Source organism: uncultured Amaricoccus sp. (assembly GCF_937891315.1).
Lineage (GTDB): Bacteria > Pseudomonadota > Alphaproteobacteria > Rhodobacterales > Rhodobacteraceae > Amaricoccus.
In genome coordinates this window covers 23834-48411 of record NZ_CALAGI010000045.1, presented here as the reverse complement: position 1 = coordinate 48411, position 24578 = coordinate 23834, and the positions used below count along the sequence as shown (strand labels likewise).

Here is a 24578-nt window from a genome sequence, read left to right as displayed (position 1 = left end):
GATCGAGAACGCCGGCCTGTACCTGCAGGACCAGATCGAGGCGGGCCGCTGGTTCGCCACCATCGGCGGACGCTACGACTGGGCGACGACGCATTACGACGACGGCGCGACCTATCGCACCGACACCGACGACGGCGCGCTGTCGCTGAACGCGGGCCTGCTCTATCTCTTCGACAACGGCGTCGCGCCCTATGCGAGCTATGCCCAGTCGTTCTGGCCGGAACCCGGCGCGGCCTTCGACGGCACGGCCTTCGAGCCGTCGCGGGGCGAGCAGTTCGAGGTCGGGGTGAAATACCAGCCGCCGGGTCTGGACGCGCTGGTGACGCTTGCCGCCTACGACCTGACCCGCACCAACGTGCCGACCGACGATCCGGAGCATGAATTCTACACGATCCAGACCGGTGAGGTGCGGATGCGCGGCGTCGAGCTCGAAGGCCGCGCCATGGTCGGCCCGGTCGAGGCGATCCTCGCCTATACCTACATCGACAGCGAGATCACCAAGTCGAACGCCGGCGACCAGGGCAACGAATACCGCGACGTGCCGCCGCACACCGCCTCGCTCTGGCTGAACTACGGCTTCGACGCCGGACCGCTGCGCGGCGCGACCCTCGGTGGCGGTGTGCGGTATTGGAGCGCCTACTGGGGCGACAATGCCAACACGGTGCGCAACGACGGCCAGACGCTCTTCGACCTCGCCGCGAGCTACGACCTCGGGGGGCTGCGGTCGGACTGGGCCGGGGTGACGCTGAGCGCCAACGTCTCGAACCTGACCGACGAGCGCATCACCGTCTGCTCGCCTTGGGCCTGCGACTTCGGCGAGACCCGGTTCGCCAGCCTGACCGTCGCCTACCAGTGGTGAGCCTCTGTCCGGACGCGCGCCGATCGCAGGGGGATTTCGCATGGCCAGGGCCCGCAGGGGCAAAACTCGCGGACGGCCGCCGCGGTCGAGCAGGAAAGCTTGCGGAACGGCCGCGACAGGCTGATTTCGGTGAAGAATGGACGCGCCTGGTCGATTGGCCTGGCCGGTCGAATGGCCGGACCGCGACCCCCGCGCGGGGCTCGGCGCCAGCCTGGCGAGCTTGCGGAGGTTCCGGGCAGTGGCGGCCGGCGGGAGCTCGTCCCGGGCGCCGTTCAGTCCGCGCAGGCGCGGGCTTTCGAACAGATGCTCGTTCAGGCACTCATCGTGGAGCCGGCGCCGGATCGCGCAGGTCACGCGCCGCCTTGAGCGAGATTTCTGGATACGCTCCCAGTGAGAGTTTCTTCTCGACGCCTCCAGCCAGGCGAAATTTCAATCGCCACAATCTCCCGCCAGATTGCGTCACCTGGAGATCACGGCCCTTCTCGTCAGCGACCTTATGGGACCTTGCCCGGGGTTTGAGCGCACGGATCGCGGAATCGGTGAGCGACACTGTGGGGGCCTTTCGTTTCCGGCCATTCCTGAAGGCCCCCACGAAGGCCCCCGAGTCCACCCGGCTATGGGGGAACAAAGGCGGCCGCTGGCGGACAGGCCAGCCCAACTTGCATTACGATCTCAGAGATTTCTCAACCAGTCCAGGGCGTTGGCGAACGGGGTGATGGTGCCGCAGAAGGGACTCGAACCCCCGACCCCATCATTACGAATGACGTGCTCTACCAGCTGAGCTACTGCGGCGCGCGCTCCCCTTAGCAATGGGCGCGGTGCCCGTCCACCCCTAGCTCGTCAGGAAAGCCGCCACCGCCTCGATGAACGGGCCCGGCGCTTCGGCGTGGAGCCAGTGGCCGGCGGCCGGGATGACCCGGCGCTGGGCGGCGGGAAACAGCGTCGCGATCCGTTGCCAGTGCTCGGGCCGGACATAGCTCGAATGCGCGCCGGTGACGAAAAGCGCGGGGCCCTCGAAGCGGCCGCTCACCGGCGGGAAGGCCATGATCCGGGGCATCTCCCGCCCCAGCGTCTCGAGATCGAGCTTCCAGCGCGCGCCCTCCTCGGCGAAGGCGACGCTCTGCAGGAAGAAGGCGCGAAGCGCGGCATCGTCCACGGTTTCGGCGAGGCGCGCATCGACCTCCGACCTTCGGGTGACGCCCGCGAGATCGACCCCGCGCATCGCGCGGACATAGACCAGCTGGTCGTGGTCGTAGGCGATCGGCGCGATATCGGCGATCACCAGCCGTTCAACGAGATCGGGCCGGGTGATGGCGAGCATCATCGACGCCTTGCCGCCCATCGAATGGCCGAGCACCGCGGCGCGCCCGCCGAGGCCCTCTACCACCGCTGCGAGGTCGGTCGCCATTTCCTCGTAGCCGTGCGAAGGGTTGCGCGGGCTGTCGCCGTGGTTGCGCATGTCGACGGCGACCACCAGCCGGTCGTGCGACAGGCGCTTGGCGATCACCCCCCAGTTGCGACCCGACCCGAAGAGGCCGTGCGCGATGACGAGCGGCGGCCGCTCGGTCGGCGTGCCGTGGGTGATCGTGGCGAGCGCCACCGCGCCGCTCACGCCGTGCCTCCGGGTCTTGTTCTCACATCCGCCTCGCTCGTTGGGGGCGCTTGGCTCAGGGTCGCCAGCGCAGGAAATTGCCGATCAGCCGCAGCCCGGTGGCCTGGCTCTTCTCGGGGTGGAACTGGGTGCCGGCGACATTGTCGCGCCCGACCATCGCGGTCACCGGACCGCCATGATCGACCCGCGCCAGCACCTCGTCGGGATGCGTCGCCGCGAGATGGTAGGAATGGACGAAATAGGCGTGGTCGCCCTCGCCGATCCCTTCGAGCAGCGGATGCGGCCGGAGGCCGAAGAGATTGTTCCAGCCCATATGCGGGATCTTCAGAGCGGGATCCGCCGGCCGGATAGGGACGACCTCGCCCGGGATCCAGCCGAAGCCCGGGGTGTCGCCATGCTCGCGGCCCATGTCGGCCATCAGCTGCATGCCGACGCAGATGCCGAGGAAGGGCGCGCCGGCCACCACCCGGGCCGAGATCGCCTCCCAGAGCCCGGCGCGGCCCATGAGCCCGGCGCGGCAATCGGCGAAGGCCCCGACGCCGGGCAGCACGATGCGCTCCGCCCGCGCCACGGTCTCGGGGTCGGAGGTCACCACGACCTCGCCGGCGCCGGCCTCCGCGGCCATGCGGCGAAAGCTCTTCTCGGCGGAATGCAGATTGCCGCTTTCGTAGTCGATGATCGCGCAGGTCATGCCCGGGTCATCCGTCGAGCGTGCCCTTGGTCGAGGGCACGCCACGCGCCCTCGGATCGGGTTCGACGGCGGCGCGCAAGGCCTGGGCGACGGCCTTGAAGGCGGCCTCGGCGATGTGGTGGCTATTCTCGCCATCGAGCAGCGAAACATTGAGGGTCATCCGCGCATTCATGGCGAAGGCGGTGAAAAACTCGCGGACCAGCTCGGTGTCGAAACCGCCGATCTTCGGGCTCGGGAAATCGACCTTCCAGACCAGGAACGGCCGACCGGAGAGATCGAGCGCGGCGCGCACCAGCGCCTCGTCCATCGCGAGATGGCAGGAGCCGTAGCGGCGGACGCCGCTCTTGTCGCCGAGCGCTTGGGCCAGCGCGCGGCCAAGCGCGATACCGACATCCTCGACCGTGTGATGGTCGTCGATATGCAGGTCGCCGGTCGCCCGGACCTCGATGTCGATGAGCGAGTGGCGCGCCAACTGGTCGAGCATATGATCGAAGAAGCCAACGCCGGTCTGGCAGGAATGCGCGCCGGTGCCGTCGAGATCGATCCGCACCGAAAGCCGGGTCTCGCTGGTCTCGCGGCTCACGTCCGCCTTGCGCATCATGCTGTCCTCAGGTTTGCCGCGCCGCTTATAACCGCGCGGCCGCGCGGTTCCAAGGCCGGCGCGGGGGTGAGTTCCCGATTGCATCGCGGCGGGCGAGCCGCCACTCTGACGCCGGAGGGAACCATCCATGAATTGCGTCTTCATCCAGCTGCGCTGCGCGCCGGGCCGTACCTACGAGGTGGCCGACGCGATCTATGACCGGGAATTCGCCTCGGAGCTCTATTCGACCAGCGGCGAATACGACCTGATCATGAAGGTCTATATCCCCGACGGCGAGGATATCGGCCGCTATATCAACGACAGGATCCTCGACATCCCGCATATCGCCCGCAGCCTGACGACGCTGACCTTCAAGGCGTTCTGACAAGGCGCTCCGCGCATCGCCAGCCGTGGGGGGCCTCCGGCCGGTTTCCTGGGCGTCTCGCCGGCACCCGGACGCGACCGGGGGCGGAGATGTCGCAGACGGCCGCGCCGCGCCTTCGGCGTTTCGATGTGATCGACGGACTGACCGGTCCCGATTCGGGCCTGGCAGAGGCATTGCCCGGCGCCTGATCCGGGCGCGGAGCGCGGAGGCGGTGATGCGGGAGCATGCGAGGGTCGTGGTGATCGGCGGCGGGGTCGTTGGCTGCTCCGTGCTCTATCACCTCGCCAAGGCCGGCTGGACCGACGCCATCCTGATCGAGCGCTCCGAGCTCACGTCGGGTTCGTCCTGGCACGCGGCGGGCGGGTTTCACACGCTGAACGGCGATCCGAACGTCGCCAAGCTGCAGGCCTATACCGTTTCGCTCTATCGCGAGCTCGAGGAGCTGTCGGGCCAATCCTGCGGCCTGCATCTGACCGGCGGCGTGATGATGGCCAACAGCCCGGAGCGGATGGATTACCTGCGGCTCGCCCATGCCAAGGGCCGCTATCTCGGCATGGATACCGAGATCATCACCCCGAACGAGGCGGCGGCGATGTATCCGCTGATGGATCCGTCGCATTTCATCGGCGCGCTCTGGGATCCGGTCGAGGGCCATCTCGATCCCTCCGGCACCACCCATGCCTATGCCAAGGCGGCGCGGAAGCTCGGCGCGACGATCGTCCTGCGCAACCGTGTGGTGGAACTGACGCAGGAGCCGGGCGGCGCCTGGAACGTCGTCACCGAGCACGGCACCATCGAGGCCGAGCATGTGGTGAATTGCGGCGGGCTCTGGGCGCGCGAGGTCGGCCGAATGGTCGGGCTGGAACTGCCGGTGCTCGCCATGGAGCACATGTATTTCCTGACCGAGCCGATGCCCGAGATCGCGGAGTTCAACGCGCGAACCGGGCGCGAGATGGTGGGCGTCATCGACTTGCCAGGCGAGATCTACACGCGGCAAGAGCGGGGCGGCGTGCTGCTCGGCACCTACGAGAAGGAGTGCCGGCCCTGGTCGCCGAAGACGACGCCCTGGGATTTCGGGCAGGAGCTGCTGGTGCCCGATCTCGACCGCATCGCGCCTTCGCTCGAGGTGGGCTTCCAGCACTTCCCGGCGCTCGGGAACGCCGGCATCAAGCAGGTGATCAACGGGCCTTTCACCTTCGCGCCGGACGGCAATCCGCTGGTCGGGCCGGTTCAGGGACTGACCAACTACTGGGTGGCCTGCGGAGTGATGGCGGGCTTCAGCCAGGGTGGTGGCGTCGGCCTCGTGCTCGCGAACTGGATGACGGAGGGCGACCCCGGCCACGATGTCTTCGGCATGGATGTCGCGCGCTTCGGCGAATGGGCGACCCCGCGCTACACCAGCGCCAAGGTGCGCGAGAACTATGCCCGTCGGTTCTCGCTGCGCTTTCCGAACGAGGAACTGAGCGCCGCGCGGCCAACGCAGACAACGCCGCTCTACGACATCATGACGACCGAGCGGAACGCGGTGATGGGCGTGACCTGGGGCCTCGAGGTGCCGCTCTGGTTCGCGCCGGAAGGCACGCCGGCGCGGGACGAGCTCTCCTTCCATCGCTCCAATGATTTCAATAGTGTCGGCGCCGAAGTTCGGGCCGTGCGCGAGGGCGTCGGCGTCACGGAGATCGCCAATTTCGCGAAATACGTGGTGACCGGGCCCGGGGCGGAGGGCTGGCTCGACCATCTGCTCGCCGGCGCGGTGCCGCGACCGGGCCGGATCGCGCTGTCGCCGATGCTGAACCCGGCCGGCAAGCTGATCGGCGATTTCACCGTGGCGCACGGGACGGACGGGCGCTTCCATCTCTGGGGCTCCTCCGCCGCGCAGATCTATCACATGCGCTGGTTCGAGGCGCATCTGCCGGCGGACGGCTCGATCAGGGTCGAGCGGCTCGGCATGAAGCTGATGGGGCTGATGCTCGCCGGGCCGCGATCGCGGGAGGTGCTGGCGGCGCTGAGCGACCACGACGTTTCGAACGCCGCGTTTCGTTTCATGGACCATCGCACGATGGACGTGGCGGGGGTGCCGGGAATGGTGAACCGGCTGAGCTATACCGGGGATCTCGGCTATGAGATCTGGGTCGAGCCCTGCTATCTCCGCGCGCTCTATCGCGCGGTGAAGGCCGAGGGCGCCAGCGATTTCGGCATGCGGGCGCTGCTCTCGACGCGGCTGGAGAAGAACTTCCCCACCTGGTTCGCCGAGTTGCGCCCCATATATGGCGCGGCCGAGGGCGGAATGGAGCGGTTCGTCCGGCTCGGCAAGGACTTCATCGGCCGCGAGGCGGCGGCGCGCGAGGCGGAGGCGGGGCCAAGGCTGCGGCGGGTCGGTCTCGCGATCGAGGCGGCCGACGCCGACGTGATGGGCGACGAACCGATCTGGGCGCGGGTCGATCGCGACTACGGCTCGGTCGCGCCGGCCCATGGTCTCGGCGCCGAGCGGTTCGATGCCGAGGGTCGCGCGGTGGCCAAGATCGACGCCCGGCGCGACGGCGACTGGCGCGTCGTCGGCTGGGTCACGTCCGGCGGCTACGGCCACGGCGTCCGCCTGTCGCTGGCGCAGGGCTATCTGCCCGCGGCGCTGGCCGAGCGCGAGGAGACCGGGCTTTTCGAGGTGGAGATCCTTGGCGTGCGCCGACCGGCCCGCATCCTCGTCGAGCCTCCCTTCGATCCCGACGGCACGCGAATGCGGGCGTGATTCGTCCCGCCGCCGTGCTAGATCACCGGCTTCACCACGGCGGAACGGGAGGAAAGCTGATGGCGAAACTTCAAGGAACGCCCTGCTGGTACGAGCTTGCGACCAGCGAGGGTAGTCTTGGCGCGGCCGAGACGTTCTATGGCGAGGTTCTGGGATGGACCTGCCAGGGCGCGGGGATGGAGGGGTTCGACTATCATCTTGCCAGCGCGGGCGGCGACATGGTGGCCGGGCTGATGGCGATGCCGGCCGAGATCGGCGAGATGCCGCCATTCTGGATGATCTATTTCGCGGTCGACGAGGCCGACGCGGCCGCTGCGCGGATCGAGGCGGCGGGCGGGCGCATCCACCGCGCACCGGCCGATATTCCGGGAACCGGGCGGTTCGCGATCGCCGGCGATCCACAGGGCGCCGGCTTCGGCATTCTTCAGCCGGAGCCGATGCCGGGGAAGGAGGGCGCGGGCGGCGCTTTCGACCAGGGCAAGTCGGGCCATGGCAACTGGAACGAACTGATGACCAGTGACCCGGACGCCGGCTTCGCCTTCTATTCGGACCTCTTCGGCTGGGAGAAGGCGCAGGCGGTCGATATGGGGCCGATGGGAACCTACCAGGTCTTCGCCCACGATGGCGCGCAGATCGGCGGCGTGATGGGGCTCGGCAATTCACCGGTGCCGGCCTGGTTGCCCTATTTCGGCGTGACCGGCGTCGAGGCCGCGATCGCGCGGATCGCCGCCGCGGGCGGGCGCCTCGCGCATGGTCCGGTCGAGGTGCCCGGCGGCGCCTTCATCGCCGTCGCGCAGGATCCGCAAGGCGCCTGGTTCGCCGTCGTCGGCCCGAAGGAAGGGCGATAGGGCGTCGCCTGGTTGGGTCGGATTGAGATGCTTCCCGCGGACCGCCCTTAGGGGGCGCCAGTGGCGCCCCCGCGGTCCGCGGGCCCGGAGCAAGCCCGCGGAGGGCGCGAGGGGTGCGGATTTCCCCGGGAGCTTTGATATCGTGATGGGCATGCCCGGCTTGACCGTTGAAAACGGTCATGCCCCCCGCAGGGCATGCCCGTCACGATCTCGCCGACGGTCGAGATCGTGCAGTGGAGGCTTGGACGCCGCGCATCGCTCGGACATTGCTGGCGTGCGGCGGGGAAATCGACAGGGGCGCCGCCTTGGCGGCTACGCGAGGTCCGGGCCGGGAAGGGCGAAGCAATCAAACGGATCTGCTATCAGTTCTCGTCGAAGAAATAGGCGTTCTCGATCCGCTCCGCCCGGCCGGCGCCATCGACCAGCACCACGTCGAAGCGGCAGGCGACATCGCCCGCCACCTCGGCGAGATAGCGGCTGGCGGCCGCGCCGAGCCGCCGCCATTGCGCGGGACTGATCGCCCCGGCCGCCGCGTCGCGCCCGCGCCGGGCCTTCACCTCGACGAAGATGATCTCGCCCGGACGCGCGAAGACGAGGTCGATCTCGCCCTCGGCGCAGCGCCAGCGGGTCGCGGCCAGCGTCGCGCCTTCGGCGAGGTAGAGCCGCGCCGCGATCTCCTCGGCGGCGCGGCCGGTGAGGTTGGCGATGCGCCCGGCCCGGGCCCGCCCGCTCTCACCGCTCACCCGAGAGCTCCAGCGCGCGGGCATAGACCCGCCGCCGCGGCAGGTCGAGCGCCTCGGCCACCTCCGCCGCCGCGTCCTTGACCGTGAGCCGCGCCAGCGCGGCGCCGAGCGCTTCGTCGAGTGCGTCCTCGGTGACCACGGCCGGCGCGGGCGGGCCGACCACCACGACGATCTCGCCCTTCGGCTCCGGCGCATCGGCATAGGCGGCGGCCAGCGCCGCCAGCGTGCCGCGCCGGGTCTCCTCGAACCGCTTGGTCAGCTCGCGGCAGACGGCGGCCGGCCGGTCGCCGAACACCTCGGCCATGCCCGCCAGCGCCTCGGCCAGCCGATGCGGTGACTCGTAGAAGACAAGCGTCGCCGGGACGGCGGCGAGTTCGGCCAGCGCCCGGCGCCGCGCCGCCGCGCGCGGTGGCGGAAAACCGGCGAAGAGAAAGCGGTCCGTCGGCAGGCCAGCCACCGACAGCGCGGCGAGCACGGCGGAAGCGCCGGGCGCGGCGATCACCGGATGGCCGGCGGCGACCGCCTCCACCACCAGCCGATAGCCGGGGTCGGCGACGAGCGGCGTACCCGCGTCCGAGACCAGCGCCACCGACCGCCCCTCGGCCAGGGACGCCAGCAGCCGCGGCCGCTGCGCCGCGCCGTTGTGGTCGTGATAGGGCAGGATCCGCCGCCCGCCGAGCCGTACGCCATGGATATCGAGCAGCTTGCGCGCCCGCCGCGTATCCTCCGCGGCCAGCACCTCGGCGGCGGCGAGGATATCGAGCGCCCGCAAGGTGATGTCGCGCGCCGCGCCGATCGGCGTCGCCACGAGATAGAGACCGGGCGCCAGCGATCCGCCGCCCTCGGTGATGGTCTCGGGCATATCCGACGGCGGAATGGCTTCCTCGTCCATTGCTCGTTTACTTTTGGGAGGCTACGCCTTAGCGTCGCGGGGCTCGGCCCGGCGGGAACCTGGAACACGTGACGCAATAGGTCACAGCGAGGAAACATGCTGTCAACCCGTATTTCCTTCGGGCGCGCGCTGCGCGTCGGTGCCCTCTGCGCGGCGATGGCGGCGCTTTCAGCCTGCGCGCCGCAGCGGAGCGCCGGAGTGGATTCGGGGCTCACGGTCGATCCGAACCAGCCGGTGAAGGTCGCCCTGCTCGTGCCGCTCGGCTCCGGCGATCCGGGCCGGGAGCGTATCGGCAACAGCCTCGTCAACGCGGCGAAGCTCGCCCAGGGCGACGTGCGGAACGCCACGATCGACCTCGTCGTCTATCCCGATCAGGGCACCGCGAACGGCGGCGCGGCGGCGGCGCAACGGGCGGTGGCCGAAGGCGCGCAGATCATCGTCGGCCCGCTCTTCAGCACGGCGACGGCCGGCGCCCAGCCGGTGGCGCGACAGGCGGGCCTGACCATGCTCAGCTTCAGCAACAATACCGACGTCGCGGGCGATAATGTCTATATCCTTGGCAACACCTTCCAGAACACCGCCGACCGGCTGGTCGCCTATGCCCAGTCGCGGGGCCTGAACAGCTTCGCGGTCGTCTATCCGAACGGGCTCGAAGGCGAGATGGCGCGCAACGCCGTCGCCCAGGCGGCGCAGGCGCGCGGTGCCACGGTCGTGGCGTCCGAGAGCTACAATCTCTCGGTGGACAGCATCAAGGCGGCGGCGCCCGCGATCTCGGCCGCGCTCCAGGGCAGTGGCGCCAACGCCGTGATCCTGACCGACGGGCCGACGGGCGGCCTCGGCCTGATGGCGCGGGGCCTGCGCGACAACGGGCTTTCCTACGATTTCTCCCAGTTCCTCGGCATGCAGCGCTGGGACGTCTCCGCCGAGGCGCTGGCCGAGCCCGCGTTGCAGGGCGGCGCCTTCGCCGCGCCCGACCCGGGCCTGCTCGCGGCGTTCAACGGCCGCTACCAGACCGCGTTCGGCGAACCTCCGCACGAACTCGCGAGCCTCGCCTTCGACGGGGTCGCCGCGGTCGGCGCGCTGATCGCCGAGGCGCGGGCGAACGGCGGCTCGCCCTTCTCGACCGAGCGACTGACCCAGAGCTCGGGCTTCGCCGGAGCGAGCGGCCCGTTCCGCTTCACCCCAAGCGGCGGCAACCAACGTACCCTTGCGATCCTCCAGGTCCAGGGTGGCGGTGCATCGGTGGCCCAGCCGGCGGCGCGGACCTTTGACGCAACCGGTTTCTGAGCGCAGTCTCGGGCCCGCGCCGCGGCCCGACTGGGGCGGGCTCGTCGGCTCGCCCCACGCGATCTTCGATCCCGAGAAGGTGCGCGCCGACATCGACGCGGCCGCCAGGGCGGCGCCGACGCGGGCCGAGATCCGCGCGGCGGCGATGCCGGTGCTGCGCGCCGCCTACGCCGCCGGCCGCGCCACCATCGCGGCGGAGATCTCCGCCCGCCCGCGCGAGGCCGCCCGGTCGATCCACGACTATGCCTGGCTGACCGACCAGGTGGTGATCATCGCCATTGGCCTCGCGGCGCGCTGGTTGCATCCGAAACCCAATCCGACCGCCTCCGAACGCATCACAGCCCTCGCGGTCGGCGGCTACGGCCGGGCCGAGATGGCGCCCTTCTCGGACGTCGATCTGCTGTTCGTCACGCCCTACAAACAGACCGCCTGGGGCGAAAGCCTGATCGAGAGCCTGCTCTATTGCCTCTGGGACTTGCGGCTGAAGGTCGGGCACGCGGTACGGACCGTGGACGACTGCCTGCGTCTCGCCCGCTCCGACGTCACCATCCGCACCAGCCTGCTGGAGCACCGCTATCTCTGGGGCGACGAGGCGCTGTCGCGCACGGTCGGCGACCGGCTCTGGAACGAGGTCTTCAAGAACAGCGGCCCCGAATTCGTCGAGATGAAGCTCGCCGAGCGCGCCGAGCGCCACCGCCGGCAGGGCAGTTCGAGGTACCTGCTGGAACCGAATGTCAAGGAGAGCAAGGGCGGCCTGCGCGACCTGCAGACGCTGTTCTGGATCGCCAAATATCTCAACCGGGCCGTGCGACCCGGCGATCTGGTGCGGATGGGGGTCTTCACGCCGGCCGAATACCGGGTCTTCGCCGACGCCGAGGATTTCCTGTGGATGACCCGGGTGCATCTGCACCTGCTGAGCGGCCGGGCGATCGAGCAACTGACCTTCGACACCCAGGTCGAGATCGCCGCGACGCTCGGCTACCACGCCACCGCCGGCCAGCGCGCGGTCGAGCGGTTCATGCAGGACTATTTCACCAATGCGAAACATGTCGGCGACCTGACCCGCATCTTCCTCGCAGCACTCGAGGCGCAACATGTGAAGTCGCGCCCGACGCTCGGTCAGGCGTTCCGCAACGTCTTCTCCTTCGGCCGCGACGCCGCCGCGCAGGGCTATCGGCTGCGCCACGGCCGGCTCGACCTCGCCGACTACGACGCCTTCCTTGAAAAGCCGATCAATATCCTGAAGCTGTTCCAGGAGGAGCATGTCACAGGCATCCCCATCCACCCCGACGCGCTGCGGCTCGTCACCGCCAACCTGCACCTGATCGACGACGACCTGCGCGCCAGCCCCGAGGCGAACCGGCTGTTCCTCGACCTCTTGCTCAGCCACAGCAATCCCGAAGGCGCGCTGCGGTTGATGAACGAGGTCGGCGTGCTCGGCGCCTTCATCCCCGAATTCGGCCGCGTCGTGGCGATGATGCAGTTCAACATGTACCACCACTACACGGTGGACGAGCATATCATTCAAACGATCTCGACGCTCAGCAAGATCGAGCGCGGCGAGTTGATCGAAGCGCTGCCGATCACCACCGAGATCCTGGAAAAGGGCGTCAATCGCCGCGTGATCTATGCCGCGCTGCTGCTGCACGATATTGGCAAGGGGTCGGGCCGCGATCATTCCACGGTCGGCGCGGAGATCGCCCAGACCGTCTGCCCCCGCCTCGGCCTCGACGAGGAGGAGACCGAGCTCGTCGTCTGGCTGGTGAAACACCATCTGCTGATGTCCGACGTGGCGCAGAAACGCGACCTCAACGAGCCGCGAACGGTGCGCGACTTCGCCAAGGCGGTGCAGAGCGCGACCCGGCTGAAGCTGCTGACCGTGCTGACCGTGTGCGACATCATGGGCGTCGGGCCCGGCATCTGGAACAACTGGAAGGCGATGCTGCTGCGCGGCCTCTATCACGACACGCTGGTGCATCTCAGCGGTGGAGGCCAGGCCCTCGGCCGGCCGGAGCGCGAGGCGGCGGCCAAGGAGGCGATGGCCGCGGCGCTCGGCGGCTGGCCGGAGGACCGGCTGCGCGCGGAGACGGCCCGGCACTATCCGCCCTACTGGATCGGCTTCGACACCCGCACCCATGCGATCTTCGCCAATCTCGTGCGCAAACTGCCGAAGGGCGAGCCCGCGATCCATTTCGAGCTCGATTTCGAGCGCGACGCCACCCAGGCCTGCTTCGCCATGGCCGACCATCCCGGCATCTTCGCCCGGCTCGCCGGGGCGCTGGCGCTCGCCGGGGCGAACGTGGTCGATGCCCGGACATACACCTCGACCGACGGCATCGCCACGGCGGCCTTCTGGATCCAGGATCTCGAGGGCAAGCCCTACGAGCGGTCGCGGCTGACGCGGCTCCGCGCCAGCGTCGCCCGCACGCTCAAGGGCGAGATCCGCACCCGCGAGGCGCTGCGCGACCGCGACCGGATCAAGCGGCGCGAGCGCGACTTCATCGTGCCGACCCGGATCCGCTTCGACAATCTCGGCTCGGACATCTACACGATCATCGAGGTCGAGACCCGCGACCGCCCGGGCCTGCTCTACGACCTCGCGCGGACGCTGACGGCGAACAATGTCTCGATCGCCTCGGCGATCATCGCCACCTATGGCAAGCAGGTGATCGACGTCTTCTACGTGAAGGACCTGTTCGGACTGAAGCTGCACGCCGAATCCCGGCGCCGCGCCCTGGAGACCCGCCTGCGCGCCGCCATCTCCGCCATCGACGGCGAGATGCGCTGACCCCCAAAGGTCTTTCCGAGATCAGCAGCGGCTGACCGCTCGGTCGATGACGCGGGCGACGGCGGGGTCGATCAGGGGGGCGGAGAGAACATCGTTGGCGAGGCCGATGCCCGCTGGTCCGCCGGAATTGGGCGGTATCAGCGGCGCGGCCACCACCGAAGAGATGCGCCATCGACGTGCCGGTCACTCCACCGTCGCCAGCGCCGCGACCCGCCGCAGGCCCAACTGGTAGCCCTGCGTGCCACAGCCGACGATGATCCCGTCCGCGCGGAGCGAGATATAGGAATGGTGCCGGAAGCTCTCGCGCTTGTGGACGTTGGAGATATGGACCTCGATCACCGAACCTTCGAAGGCGTTGAGCGCGTCGAGGATCGCGACCGAGGTATGGGTGAAGGCGCCGGGGTTGATCACGATCCCGACCGCGGTCTCCCGCGCCTCGTGGACCCAGTCGACGATCTGACCCTCCCAGTTGGACTGCAGGAAGCGCACTTCCAGCCCGAGCTCGGCGGCGAGCGCCGAACAGTCGCGCTCCACGTCCGCGAGCGTCTCGTGGCCGTAGATCCGCGGCTGGCGCTTGCCGAGCAGGTTCAGGTTCGGGCCGTTCAGCACATAGACGAGCTTCTGCATCGCTTTCTCGCGTCATGGGGCTGACCCGCGGTCGGGTCCGCCCGGTTGATCAGTTGGTGGCGGTCACGATGAAGGGGACGCAGGGCGGGTCAAGCTTCATCCGCTTCCGATAGATCGCCGCTCAATAGCCCGTTTTGATGAAATCGGCGAGGAAGACATTCAGCGCCTCGTTCCCGTCCTCCTCGTTCAGCGGGATCCCGCGCCGTCATGGAGCGCGGCGCCGCGCGCCCTACCCCATCCGCTCGGAGGCATAGGAGCCGGGCGATGCCGGGAAGACCACCGTCTTGTTCCCGTTCAGGAACACCCGGCGGTGGATATGCGCGTGGATCGCCCGGGCGAGAACCTGGCTCTCCACGTCCCGGCCGAGGCTGACATAGTCCTCCGGGCTCTGGGAATGCGTCACCCGGACCGTGTCCTGCTCGATGATCGGACCCTCGTCGAGGTCGGCGGTGACATAGTGCGAGGTCGCCCCGATCAGCTTCACGCCGCGCTGGAACGCCTGCTTGTAGGGGTTGGCGCCCTTGAAGCTCGGCAGGAAGGAATGGTGGATATTGATGATGCGCCCCGACATTTCCTTGCACATCTCGTCGGACAGCACCTGCATGTATCGCGCGAGCACGATCAGCTCCGCTCCCGACTCGCGGACGATTGCCATCTGGCGCGCCTCGGCCTCGGGCTTGTTCTCCCTGGTCACCTTGACATAGTGGAACGGGATGTCGTGGTTCACGACGACCTTCTGATAGTCGAGATGGTTCGAGATCACCGCCACGACGTCGATCGGCAGCGCGCCGATCCGCCAGCGATAGAGCAGGTCGTTGAGGCAATGGCCGAACCGCGAGACCATGATCACGACCTTCATCCGCGTGGTCTCGTCATGGATCGCCCAGGTCATCCCGAACGGCTCCGCGACCACGGCGCAGCCCGCGCGCAGCGTCGCGAGATCCGCGCCCTCCTCCGAGACGAAGCTGACCCGGGTAAAGAACCGGGCCGTCTCGGTATCGTCGAACTGCGAGCTGTCCGTGATGTTGCAGCCGTTCTCGGTCAGGAACGTGGCCAGGGCGGCGACGATCCCGCGTCGCGTCGGGCAGGCCACCGTCAGGGTGTATCTCGACATCGGCTTTCCTCGTTCGACCATTTCCACCCCGACAGCCGGCTTCACCCTATCGCCGGATCATCCCCGGCCGGCGGACCGCGCCGGCGGGGGCATCGGCTCGCCGACGACGTTCATCGGACGACCACCGCCGCGCTCCGACCTGTCGCCGGCTCAGATGTCGAGGGTGGTCTCGTGTTCCCATGCGGTGAACTGGGCGCAGTAGCTGTCCCATTCACGACGCTTCATCTTCAGAAACGCCGCGGAGAAATCCGGGCCCATCGCCGCCATCAACTCCCCGTCCGCCTCATAGGCGCGAAGCGCGTCGAGAAGATTGAGCGGCAGCTTCGGCGTGTCGGTGATCCTGTGTCCCTCCTCGTACATGTTGATGTCCGAATGGGGTCCGGGATCCGCCTTGCTCCGCATCCCCGAAAGCCCGGCGGCGATGATGATCGCCTGCAGCAGGTACGGGTTCACCGCCCCGTCGGGCAGGCGCAGCTCGAAACGCCCCGGGCCGGGAACGCGGACCATGTGGGTACGGTTGTTGCCGGTCCAAGTGACGCTGTTCGGCGCCCAGGTCGCCCCTGAGACGGTGCGGGGCGCGTTGATCCGCTTGTAGGAATTCACGGTCGGGTTGGTCACCGCGGCGAGCGCCGAGGCATGCTTCATGATGCCGCCGAGGAACGTCCTGCCCCGGTCGGAAAGACCGAAGGGCTTGGCCTTGTCGGCGAAGACGTTCACCGCGCCATCGAGGTCCCAGACCGAGACATGCGCGTGGCAGCCGTTGCCGGTCAGGCCCTTGAAGGGCTTCGGCATGAAGGTCGCGCGCAGCCCGTGCTTCTCGGCGATCGACTTGACGAGGAACTTGAAGAACGAATGCTTGTCAGCCGTGGCAAGCGCGTCGTCGAATTCCCAGTTCATCTCGAACTGGCCGTTCGCGTCCTCGTGGTCGTTCTGATAGGGCTTCCAGCCGAGTTCCAGCATCGCGTCGCAGATCTCGGCGATCACGTCATAGCGGCGCATGACCGCCTGCTGGTCGTAGCAGGGCTTCTCGGCGGTGTCGGCCGGGTCCGAGATGGCGCGGCCGTCGGGGGTGATGAGGAAGAATTCCGCCTCGACGCCGGTCTTGACCCGGAGGCCCGCCTCCGCCGCCTCGGAGACCAGCCGCCTCAATACCACGCGCGGCGCCTGCGCGATCGGCGCCTTTTCCATAACGCAATCCGCCGCGACCCAGGCCACGTCCCTTTTCCACGGCAGCTGGATCACCGAGGTCGGATCAGGGATGGCGAAGACGTCGGGATGGGCCGGCGTCAGGTCGAGCCATGTGGCAAAGCCGGCGAAGCCCGCGCCGCCCGTCTGCGTCTCGGCGATCGCCTGTGCCGGCACCAGCTTTGCCCGCTGGCCGCCGAAGAGATCGGTGTAGGAGATCATGAAGTACTTCACGCCGCGCTCGGCGGCAAAGGCGGCGAGGTCGTTGGTCACGGGGCTGTTCCTGTCGGACGGGAGTTTCGAGGACCGGCACGCGCTCCCTCCGCGCGCCGGCTTGGTCGTCAGAGGCCGGGTTTTCCCGGATACCAGTCGGTGCCGGCGAGCGGCACCTTCGCCATCGCCGCCGCTTCCATGGTCAGCGCGACGAGATCCTCGGGCTCGAGGTTGCGCAGGTGGTTGTGGCCGCAGGCCCGCGCGATGGTCTGGGCCTCGAGCGTCATCACCTTGAGGAAGTTCGCGAGGCGCCGCCCGGCGAGCTCCGGGTCCAACCGCTTCGCCAGCTCGGGATCCTGCGTGGTGATGCCGGCCGGGTCGCGGCCCTCGTGCCAGTCGTCATAGCAGCCGGCCGTGGTCCCGAGCTTCCGGTACTCGTCCTCCCAGTGCGGATCATTGTCGCCAAGCGCGATCAGCGCCGCGGTGCCGATCGCCACGGCGTCCGCCCCGAGCGCCAGCGCCTTGGCCGTGTCGGCGCCGGAGCGGATGCCGCCGGAGACGATCAGCTGCACCTCGCGGTGCATCCCGAGATCCTGGAGCGCCTGCGCCGCCGGGCGGATGCAGGCGAGGATCGGCATGCCCACATTCTCGATGAACACGTCCTGCGTCGCCGCCGTGCCGCCCTGCATCCCGTCGAGCACCACCACGTCGGCGCCCGCCTTCACCGCCAGCGCGGTGTCGTAGTAGGGCCGGGCGCCGCCGATCTTCACGTAGATCGGCTTTTCCCATCCGGTGATCTCGCGCAGCTCGAGGATCTTGATCTCGAGGTCGTCCGGCCCGGTCCAGTCCGGGTGCCGGCAGGCGCTGCGCTGGTCGATGCCCTTGGGCAGCGTGCGCATCTCGGCCACCCGGTCGGAAATCTTCTGGCCGAGCAGCATCCCGCCGCCGCCGGGCTTGGCGCCCTGTCCCACCACGATCTCGATCGCGTCGGCGCGGCGCAGGTCGCGCGGGTTCATGCCGTAGCGCGAGGGGAGGTACTGGTAGACCAGCGTCTGGCTGTGCCCGCGCTCCTCGTCGGTCATGCCGCCGTCGCCAGTCGTCGTCGAGGTGCCGGCCAGCGTCGCGCCGCGGCCGAGCGCCTCCTTGGCGGGGCCGGAGAGCGCGCCGAAGCTCATGCCGGCGATCGTGACCGGGGTCTTGAGCGTGATCGGCTTCTTCGCATGGCGGGCGCCGAGCACGACCGTCGTGTCGCATTTCTCGCGGTAGCCTTCGAGCGGATAGCGCGAGATCGAGGCGCCGAGGAACAGCAGGTCGTCGAAATGCGGCACCTTGCGCTTCGCCCCGCCGCCGCGGATGTCGTAGATCCCGGTCGCGGCCGCGCGCCGGATCTCGGCCATCGTATAGTCGTCGAAGGTCGCCGACCGGCGCGGCGGGGTCTGGGGGTTGTGGTAGCTCATCTGTCGCCCCTCAGTACGCGTCGGCGTTGTCGATGTTGAAATTGTAGAGCTTGCGGGCCGAGCCATAGCGGCGGAACTCCTCCGGCTTCGCATCCGCCCCGGCCCTGGCCAGCAGGCCCGCGAGGATCTCCAGATGCTCCGGCCGCACCTCCTTCTCGACGCAGTCGGCGCCGAGGCTCCTGACGTTGCCCCGCACGAAGAGCCGCGCCTCGTAGAGCGAATCCCCGAGCGCGTCGCCGGCGTCGCCGAGGACGACGAGGTTGCCCGACTGTGCCATGAAGGCCGACATGTGGCCGATATTGCCGTGCACCACGATGTCGATCCCCTTCATCGAGATGCCGCAGCGCGAGGCGGCGTTGCCCTTGATGACGAGGAGACCACCGCGCCCCGTGGCGCCGGCGTACTGGCTGGCGTCGCCCTCCACGGTGACGCTGCCGCCCATCATGTTCTCGGCGACGCCCGGACCGGCCGAGCCGTGCACCGTGACGCCGCCGCCATCGTTCATCCCGGCGCAGTAGTAGCCGACCGAGCCGCGCACATCGACGGTCAGCGGCTTGTCGATACCGACGGCCAGCGCGTGTGCGCCGCGCGGGTTCACCACCTCGAAGGCAGTGTCGTTGTCGCCCGAACCGACGGCGTGGAGCGCGGCGTTGACGTCGCGCAGCGGGGTGGTGGAGAGATCGAAGGTCGGCATTCGCGGCTCCTCGGATGGAAGGGCTCAGGCGGCCTTCTCGTGGTCCCAGAAATAGACGGTGGCGGGCTCCGGCTCCCAGACGCGGGCGGTCTCGATACCGGGCAGGTTGACCAGCGCGCGATATTCCGAGCCGAAGGCGATATACTGGTCGGTCTCGGCCATTACCGCCGGCTTGCAGGCGATCGGGTCGCGCACCACGCCGAAGCCGGATTTCGTGCCGACGACGAAGGTGAAGAACCCGTCGAGATCGTCGAGCGCGCCGGTCAGCGCCTCTCCCAGATCCCTGCCCTCGGCCATCTCGTTCGAGATGTAGGCGGCTGCGACCTCGGTGTCGTTCTGGGTCTCGAAGGTCATCCCCTTCTTCACCAGCTCGCGCCGGATGTTGTTGTGGTTCGAGAGCGAGCCGTTGTGGACGAGGCACTGGTCGGCGCCGGTCGAGAACGGGTGCGCGCCCAGCGTCGTCACCGCCGACTCGGTCGCCATCCGCGTGTGGCCGATGCCGTGCGTGCCGGCCATCTTCGCGATGTCGAAGCGCGCCAGCACGTCCTTCGGCAGGCCGACCTCCTTGTAGATCTCGACGCTCTCGCCCGCGCTCATCACCCGAAGCCCCGGCCGGGCCGCGATCGCGGCCCGCGCCGCGTCGAGCTTGCCCGCCGCGACCTCGACGACCGCGTGCGTGCTCTTCACCGTCACGTCGGCCTCGATGCCCGCGGCCCTCAGCGCGTCGGCGAGGCCCGGAAACTCCGTCTCCGGGGCGGCCGACTGCGCGGTGATCCTGGCCCGGCCCTTCTCGCCGCCGCCGTAGATCGCGATCCCGGCGCTGTCCGGGCCGCGGTCGGTCATGGTGACCAGCATGTCCGCGAGGAGCGCGCCGAGCCGCGGCTCCAGCGCCTTGTCCTTCAGGAACAATCCGACAATTCCGCACATGGCACGATTCCTCCGCTGGCGAGAGGCGGTATGGGATGGAGAATCCGAAGGCTAAACTTCGGGGAATATTTTTTTCTTGTAAAGGGCGTTTATTCGGCTAGCGAGCGGCGATAGGCGATGATCGACAGGTACCGGGCGGGCAGCGTGACGAGCTTGTCCGGCCCGTGCGGCGCGTCGGCGTCGAAATAGAGGCTGTCGCCCGGCCGCATGGTGAAAAGCTGCTCGCCATGGCGATACACCACTTCGCCTTCGAGCATGTAGAGGAACTCCAGCCCCTCGTGCTGGAACGTCGGGAACACATCCGACTCGGTGGTGAGCGTGATGAGGTAGGGCTCGACCTGGACCCCGCTCGAAGTCGCGGCGAGATGACCGAGCAGGTTGTATTGATGGCCGGCGCGCGTACCCCGTCGCTCCAGTTCCACCCCCTCGCCCGCTTTCACGAACACCGCGCCGCGGCGCTCCTCGAAATGCTGGAACAGCGAGGTGAGCGGTACGCCGAGCGCGCGCGCGAGCGCCCGCAACGTGGTGAGCGAAGGCGAGATATTGCCGTTCTCGATCTTCGACAGCATCCCGACGGAAAGGCCGGAGGCGCTGGCGATATCCGAAACGGTCAGGCCGAGCGCCTTGCGCAGGACACGGACCTCGTGGCCGATCGCCTGCTCGAGGTCGTTCTCCTTCGGCTCCCGCACCGCGTGCGGGTTCTGTCCGGCCCCGCTGGCGGCCCCGGAGACATCGCTCATTTCCGATCCTTCAACCGTGGATCGCAATCTTATTCCCGAGAAGAATACCCGACAACCAAAGAGTGTCGGCGCCGCGGCTTGAACCACCGCCATGCGTCCGCGTCGGCCTCGCGCCGCGGTTCGTAAAGAAGGTTAGTTCTGCAACTCAATAGATTGTTTTTTATATTTTTATCATCATTTCATCGCGGCAACGAGTTCGGGCAATGCCAGGCGATATCCACAGGACTCTGCTTCCGCGGCGAGGCCGCGGAACGTCGCGCGGGCGTCGCCATCGATCCCGTCCCGACGCGCGCGCGCGAGCGCGCGGCCGCGCCGGGCGAAGAAGCTGCTCCAGAGGACGACCTGTGCCGGACAGAATCGCTCCAGGGCGTCCGCGTGATGCCCGACGCCATCGCAGTCACCCGCTTCGAGGCAGGCCTCGATGGCGTCCCGCCGTCCGAGCAGGTGGTTGTGGGCGAGGTGGTTCACCGCGAGCAGCGCATCCATCCCGGCGAGCGCGGCGGCGCGGGCGGTCGGCGCGTCGATCACCCGCGCCAGCGTGCCGAGCAGGGCCGGGCCGAAATAGGCCATACCGGTTCGCCGGGCCAGGGCGAGGGCCTGCTCGATGTCGGCCAGCGCCGCGGCGGGGCGCCCGAGCAGCCGGTGGAGCTCTGCGCGGAAGCCGAGCGCCTCCGCCTCGAAGCGCGCGGCGCCGAGCCGGCGGGCGAGGTCGAGCGCGGCGTCGGCCTGCGCCATCGCCGGCTCGAACTCCGTCAGCGCGTGGTGGGCGAGACAGGCGCCGTGCCGCGCGATCACCTCGGCCCGCAGGTGGCCGATGCGCCTTGCATCCGCGATCGCGGCCAGCGCCTCGGCGAGGCCGCGTCGCGTGTTTCCGCAGAAGATGTGCGTCAGCGCCAGCATCGGCCGGTTCGCCGCCGCGACCCTGAGCAGGCCGTCGCGCGCGGCGAGCTCGACGCAGGTCGCGAAGCGGTCGCGCGCGCTTCCGAGCCGGCCGCGCATGTATTCGGCGTCGCCGAGCCCGCCGAGCGCGGCGATCTCGGACGCCCCGTCGCCGGCCTCCCGTGCCAGCGCCAGCCCGCGCCTGTGCTCGCGCAGACAGCCGGCGAGGTCGTTGCGCGGAAAGAGCAGGTTGCCCCGCAAGATGTGGACGCGGGCAGCGATCTCCGCGCGGCCGGCGAGCTCGCCGGCCCGGTCCAGGTCGGCGAGGGCGCCGTCGAGGTCGTCGGTGAGGCGCTTGACCGACGCCGCGCCGAGCAGCGCCTCCGCCCGCTCGCCGTCACCCGGCGCGATGGCGAGCAGCGCCGCGAAGGCCGCGCCGGCGTCCGGCGCCGCGCCCTTCTCCAGCAGCCACTCGGCGCGGTGGCGGGCGAGGAGGTAGCGCTCGCCCGCTTCCCGCGCGACGGCGAGCCCCCGCTCCGCGAGGGCGATCGCGGCGTCGTGGCGCCAGGCCGCGGCCTCGGCCCTCGCCGCGTCGAGATAGGCGTTCGCGGCGCCCGGATCCTCGGCCCGATCGAGATGCGCCGCGCGCAATGCCGGGTCGCGCGGACCGAACCACGCGGCGGCCCGGCGGTGCAGCGCCGCCCGCTCGGCCTTCGGCAGCGAGAGGTACGCGCTCTCGGCGACCACGGCGTGCGAGAAGAGATGGCCCTCGGGAACCGGACGGAAAAGCCCCGCCCGCACCAGCGGCCCGCAGGCCGCGGGCCGCCCGAGAACCGCCTCGAGCGCCGCCGCCGCCACGACCTGGCCGAGCACCGAGGCCGCCTTCGCAACCCGGCGGCTTTCTTCGTCGAGTTCGTCCATCCGCGCCTGGACGACGCCGTGCACCGAACCGGGCAACTCGTCCGCGGCGCCGACCTCCCGGCTCAGCAGATGTTCGAGAAAGAGCGGGTTGCCGCCCGCGCGCTCGACACTGCCAAGGACGCGTGGCGTGATTCCCCCGGCGATCCGTTCCGCGAGCCGCGTCGCGTCCTCGTGATAAAGCGGCCCGAGGTCCATGGTGAGCACCGACCCGCCCGCGCCGCGCAGCGCGGCGGCCGGGCCGTCGGCGAGGCCGCGGGTCGTCGCGACGAACAGACCGCCGACGGCGACGACCGCGGCGCCGAGGGCGCCGACGAGGGCGAGCGTCGCCGGGGGCGCCCAGTGCAGGTCCTCGACGACGACGAGCAGCGGCCGGACGGCGGCGGCGGCGCGCACAACCCCCGCCAGCGCATCGAGGGCCAGGCGCTGGCGCGCCTCCGCATCGAACGCGGCGAAGGTCGCGGACAGGCGATCCGGCAACGCCGCCTCGATCAGGTGCAGGAGCGCCGCTTCCCGGTCCGCCGGGACGAGACCGGCGGCGACCGCCCGCTCCGCGGCGATGGCCGGCGTGGTGCCGCCGGCCGCCTGCCGGAGCAGACCGCCGACGACGGCCGGGACGGCCGCCGCGCCGCGGGCCTCGCCGAAGTCGAGGACGAGGCCGAGGTGGCGCGCGAAGCCCTCCCCCTCGGCGACGCGGGCGAACTCCTCGACGAGTCGGGTCTTGCCGATGCCGGCCTCGCCGCGGACGAGCACGATCTGGCCGCGCACGAGGCCGCGCCCGAAGCCGCTAACGCCGCGGACGACCCCGGCGAACTGGGCGAGCTCGCCGTCGCGGCCGACGAAAGGGGTTCGCCGCGTCACGCCATCGGCGAGGCCCGCGACGGCATGGGCGCGAAGCGGGTCGCCGGCGGCGCCGGCGAAGGCGCGCGGGGCTGCCACGCCGCGGGCGGCGAGATCCGGCCCCCAGCTGTCGGCGGCGACGAGGATCTCGCCCGGCGCGGCGTGGCTGGCGAGGGCGATCGCGCGCTTCAGCGCCTGCCCGCTCGCGAGGGCTCCACCCGTATCGCCCTCCGGCAGCAGCAGCACGCGCCCCCCGGCGATCCCGGCGCGGACCGGCAGCGGCGGGACGGCTTCCTGCCAGCCGGTGCCGTCGCGAAGCTCCAGCGCGGTGCGCAGGGCCCGCTCGATATCGTCGGTATGGGCGCGGGAGCGACCGAACAACAGGATGGCACCGTCGTCGTGAAGCCGCTCGACCGTGCCGCCGTGGCGCTCGGCGATCGCGCGGATCGCCCGGTGCAGGCGGTTCGAGCGGCGATGCAGCTCCTCCGGATCGGTACAGTCCGGCGCGTCGGCATATTCGCAGGCGAGTACCGCCACCTGCCGGATCTCGGCCTCCGGCGGTCCGACCCCGGGACCGGCCTCCACACCGGCGGGTGTGGCCGCCGCGACGCCGGCGGCGGGCGCCGCTGGCCGGGCGCGGCGGCGGTCGCGGATCGCGCGGTAGAGCGCCTCGGTCTCGGGCCGCGGCTCGACACCGAGTTCGCGGGCAAGAAGATCGCGGCAGGCCTGGAACTGGCGCAGCGCAGCCTCGGCGCGCCCCTGTCGGGCCAGCAGGCCCATCAGCGCCCGGTGCGCCTCTTCCTCCAGCGGATCGAGGGCGAGGAGCCGGTGCGCGGCGGTGACCGCCCGTTCGGCATCGCCCGCCGCGTCGTACGCGTCGCGCAGCCGCCGGAGGACGTCGCCGGCGCGGGCGCTCAGGCGATAGCGCTCGGCCAGCATCCAGTCGTCGAAACCCGGCGCCCGCGCGTCGAAACCCTCGAGAAAGTCGCCGCGGTAGCCGGCCGCCGCGGCCTCGAGCTCGGCAAGGGACGTGCCGTCCGCCGCCCGCTCGAAGGTCGCGACATCGATCTCCACCGCCCCCGCGGCGAGCGTCACCTGGTCCGGCCCCGCCGCCAATGCCCCGGCATCGAAGCCGGTCGCGTGGCGCAGGCCGGTCAGCGCCTGGCGCAGGCTGCCGCGTGCCTGCGCCTCGTCGCTCTCCCGCCAGAACATCGCGGCGAGCTTGCCGCGGGGCTGGGGTCGGCCGGCGCCGAGAGCGAGATAGACGAGCAGCGCCTGCGCCTTGCGCGCCGGAATGGGGACGGGGCGGCCGGAAACCGACCCGATCTCGATGCCGCCCAGCGTGACGATACGCACGTCCGCCACGGCGCTCCCCCGCGGTACGCACCCGGCGCCATTGAAGCACCGAAACGGCCCGGCTGCAAACCGCCCTTCGCCCGGCGGACGGCGTCGGGTCAGCGTTTTGACGCATCCTTGACGGTCGCGTCACGACCCCGCTGACGCCCGGGGCGCACAACCGATGGCGGACCGAGGGCCTACCGCGCGCCCGAGCC

General features: G+C 69.9%; 20 protein-coding genes and 1 tRNA gene. 6 read left to right on the top strand and 15 right to left on the bottom strand.

The features are described 5' to 3' along the window. On the top strand, positions 1–859 hold an 859-nt coding region (locus Q0480_RS03770; protein ID WP_299130882.1), incomplete at its 5' end, for a TonB-dependent siderophore receptor. 319 nt (positions 860–1178) lie between these two features. On the opposite strand, the gene Q0480_RS17965 is transcribed toward Q0480_RS03770, so the two are convergent. The 5 genes from Q0480_RS17965 to hisB form a co-directional block, all read right to left on the bottom strand. After that, positions 1179–1409: an Arm DNA-binding domain-containing protein gene (locus Q0480_RS17965; RefSeq protein WP_366940815.1), complete on the bottom strand. Its 231-nt coding sequence runs from the start codon at positions 1407–1409 to the stop codon at positions 1179–1181. Between the two features lie 166 nt (positions 1410–1575). Further along, positions 1576–1651 (bottom strand) — tRNA-Thr (locus tag Q0480_RS03765). A 40-nt stretch (positions 1652–1691) separates the two neighbouring features. Then, positions 1692–2471, bottom strand: coding sequence for an alpha/beta fold hydrolase (locus tag Q0480_RS03760; protein ID WP_299130880.1), 780 nt, complete (start codon positions 2469–2471; stop codon positions 1692–1694). Between the two features lie 55 nt (positions 2472–2526). After that, a complete protein-coding gene (gene hisH, locus Q0480_RS03755) occupies positions 2527–3162 on the bottom strand; it encodes an imidazole glycerol phosphate synthase subunit HisH (RefSeq protein ID WP_299130877.1) in 636 nt (211 codons plus the stop codon). Between the two features lie 7 nt (positions 3163–3169). Beyond that, positions 3170–3760 carry an imidazoleglycerol-phosphate dehydratase HisB gene (gene hisB, locus Q0480_RS03750; RefSeq protein ID WP_299130892.1) on the bottom strand — a complete coding sequence of 197 codons (591 nt, stop codon included), beginning with the start codon at positions 3758–3760 and terminating at the stop codon, positions 3170–3172. Between the two features lie 130 nt (positions 3761–3890). On the opposite strand from hisB, the gene Q0480_RS03745 reads away from it, so the two are divergent. From Q0480_RS03745 to Q0480_RS03735, 3 genes are all read left to right on the top strand, one after another. Further along, entirely contained in the window at positions 3891–4127 is a 237-nt protein-coding gene (locus tag Q0480_RS03745) for an Lrp/AsnC ligand binding domain-containing protein (RefSeq protein WP_299130875.1), read from the top strand. Positions 4128–4341: 214 nt separating this feature from the next. Further along, the gene (locus Q0480_RS03740; protein WP_299130873.1) at positions 4342–6873 is read left to right on the top strand and encodes an FAD-dependent oxidoreductase; all 2532 of its coding nucleotides are present in this window, start codon (positions 4342–4344) and stop codon (positions 6871–6873) included. A 59-nt stretch (positions 6874–6932) separates the two neighbouring features. Next, positions 6933–7721 (top strand): VOC family protein, encoded by a 789-nt coding sequence (locus Q0480_RS03735; RefSeq protein WP_299130871.1) that lies wholly within the window; start codon positions 6933–6935, stop codon positions 7719–7721. Positions 7722–8083: 362 nt separating this feature from the next. Here Q0480_RS03735 and Q0480_RS03730 read toward each other — a convergent pair whose 3' ends face one another. After that, the gene (locus Q0480_RS03730; protein WP_299130869.1) at positions 8084–8464 is read right to left on the bottom strand and encodes a YraN family protein; all 381 of its coding nucleotides are present in this window, start codon (positions 8462–8464) and stop codon (positions 8084–8086) included. Then, positions 8454–9326 (bottom strand): 16S rRNA (cytidine(1402)-2'-O)-methyltransferase, encoded by an 873-nt coding sequence (rsmI, locus tag Q0480_RS03725; RefSeq protein ID WP_299130890.1) that lies wholly within the window; start codon positions 9324–9326, stop codon positions 8454–8456. Before rsmI ends, Q0480_RS03730 begins: the two co-directional genes overlap by 11 nt. A 126-nt stretch (positions 9327–9452) precedes the next feature. On the opposite strand from rsmI, the gene Q0480_RS03720 reads away from it, so the two are divergent. Together Q0480_RS03720 and Q0480_RS03715 are read left to right on the top strand one after the other, a co-directional pair. Then, positions 9453–10643 carry a penicillin-binding protein activator gene (locus tag Q0480_RS03720; RefSeq protein ID WP_299130867.1) on the top strand — a complete coding sequence of 397 codons (1191 nt, stop codon included), beginning with the start codon at positions 9453–9455 and terminating at the stop codon, positions 10641–10643. Continuing rightward, complete coding sequence (locus tag Q0480_RS03715; RefSeq protein WP_299130865.1) at positions 10624–13431, top strand: [protein-PII] uridylyltransferase; 2808 nt, start codon at positions 10624–10626, stop codon at positions 13429–13431. Before Q0480_RS03720 ends, Q0480_RS03715 begins: the two co-directional genes overlap by 20 nt. 183 nt (positions 13432–13614) lie before the next feature. Here Q0480_RS03715 and aroQ read toward each other — a convergent pair whose 3' ends face one another. The 8 genes from aroQ to Q0480_RS03675 all read right to left on the bottom strand — a co-directional run bounded on the left by aroQ (position 13615) and on the right by Q0480_RS03675 (position 24390). Beyond that, positions 13615–14058: a type II 3-dehydroquinate dehydratase gene (gene aroQ / locus Q0480_RS03710; RefSeq protein WP_299130863.1), complete on the bottom strand. Its 444-nt coding sequence runs from the start codon at positions 14056–14058 to the stop codon at positions 13615–13617. 229 nt (positions 14059–14287) lie between these two features. After that, the gene (gene purU, locus Q0480_RS03705) at positions 14288–15172 is read right to left on the bottom strand and encodes a formyltetrahydrofolate deformylase (protein WP_299130859.1); all 885 of its coding nucleotides are present in this window, start codon (positions 15170–15172) and stop codon (positions 14288–14290) included. A gap of 150 nt (positions 15173–15322) precedes the next feature. After that, positions 15323–16630: a type III glutamate--ammonia ligase gene (gene glnT, locus Q0480_RS03700; RefSeq protein ID WP_299130857.1), complete on the bottom strand. Its 1308-nt coding sequence runs from the start codon at positions 16628–16630 to the stop codon at positions 15323–15325. A gap of 68 nt (positions 16631–16698) precedes the next feature. After that, positions 16699–18027 (bottom strand): FMN-binding glutamate synthase family protein, encoded by a 1329-nt coding sequence (locus Q0480_RS03695; protein WP_299130855.1) that lies wholly within the window; start codon positions 18025–18027, stop codon positions 16699–16701. Between the two features lie 10 nt (positions 18028–18037). Next, positions 18038–18721 carry a GXGXG domain-containing protein gene (locus Q0480_RS03690; RefSeq protein WP_299130853.1) on the bottom strand — a complete coding sequence of 228 codons (684 nt, stop codon included), beginning with the start codon at positions 18719–18721 and terminating at the stop codon, positions 18038–18040. A 24-nt stretch (positions 18722–18745) separates the two neighbouring features. Beyond that, on the bottom strand, positions 18746–19648 hold the full coding sequence (locus tag Q0480_RS03685) for a glutamine amidotransferase family protein (protein ID WP_299130851.1): 903 nt from the start codon (positions 19646–19648) through the stop codon (positions 18746–18748). Between the two features lie 89 nt (positions 19649–19737). Further along, positions 19738–20388 carry an XRE family transcriptional regulator gene (locus Q0480_RS03680; protein ID WP_299130848.1) on the bottom strand — a complete coding sequence of 217 codons (651 nt, stop codon included), beginning with the start codon at positions 20386–20388 and terminating at the stop codon, positions 19738–19740. 174 nt (positions 20389–20562) lie between these two features. Then, entirely contained in the window at positions 20563–24390 is a 3828-nt protein-coding gene (locus tag Q0480_RS03675) for a BTAD domain-containing putative transcriptional regulator (RefSeq protein ID WP_299130845.1), read from the bottom strand. Positions 24391–24578 lie beyond the last annotated feature (188 nt).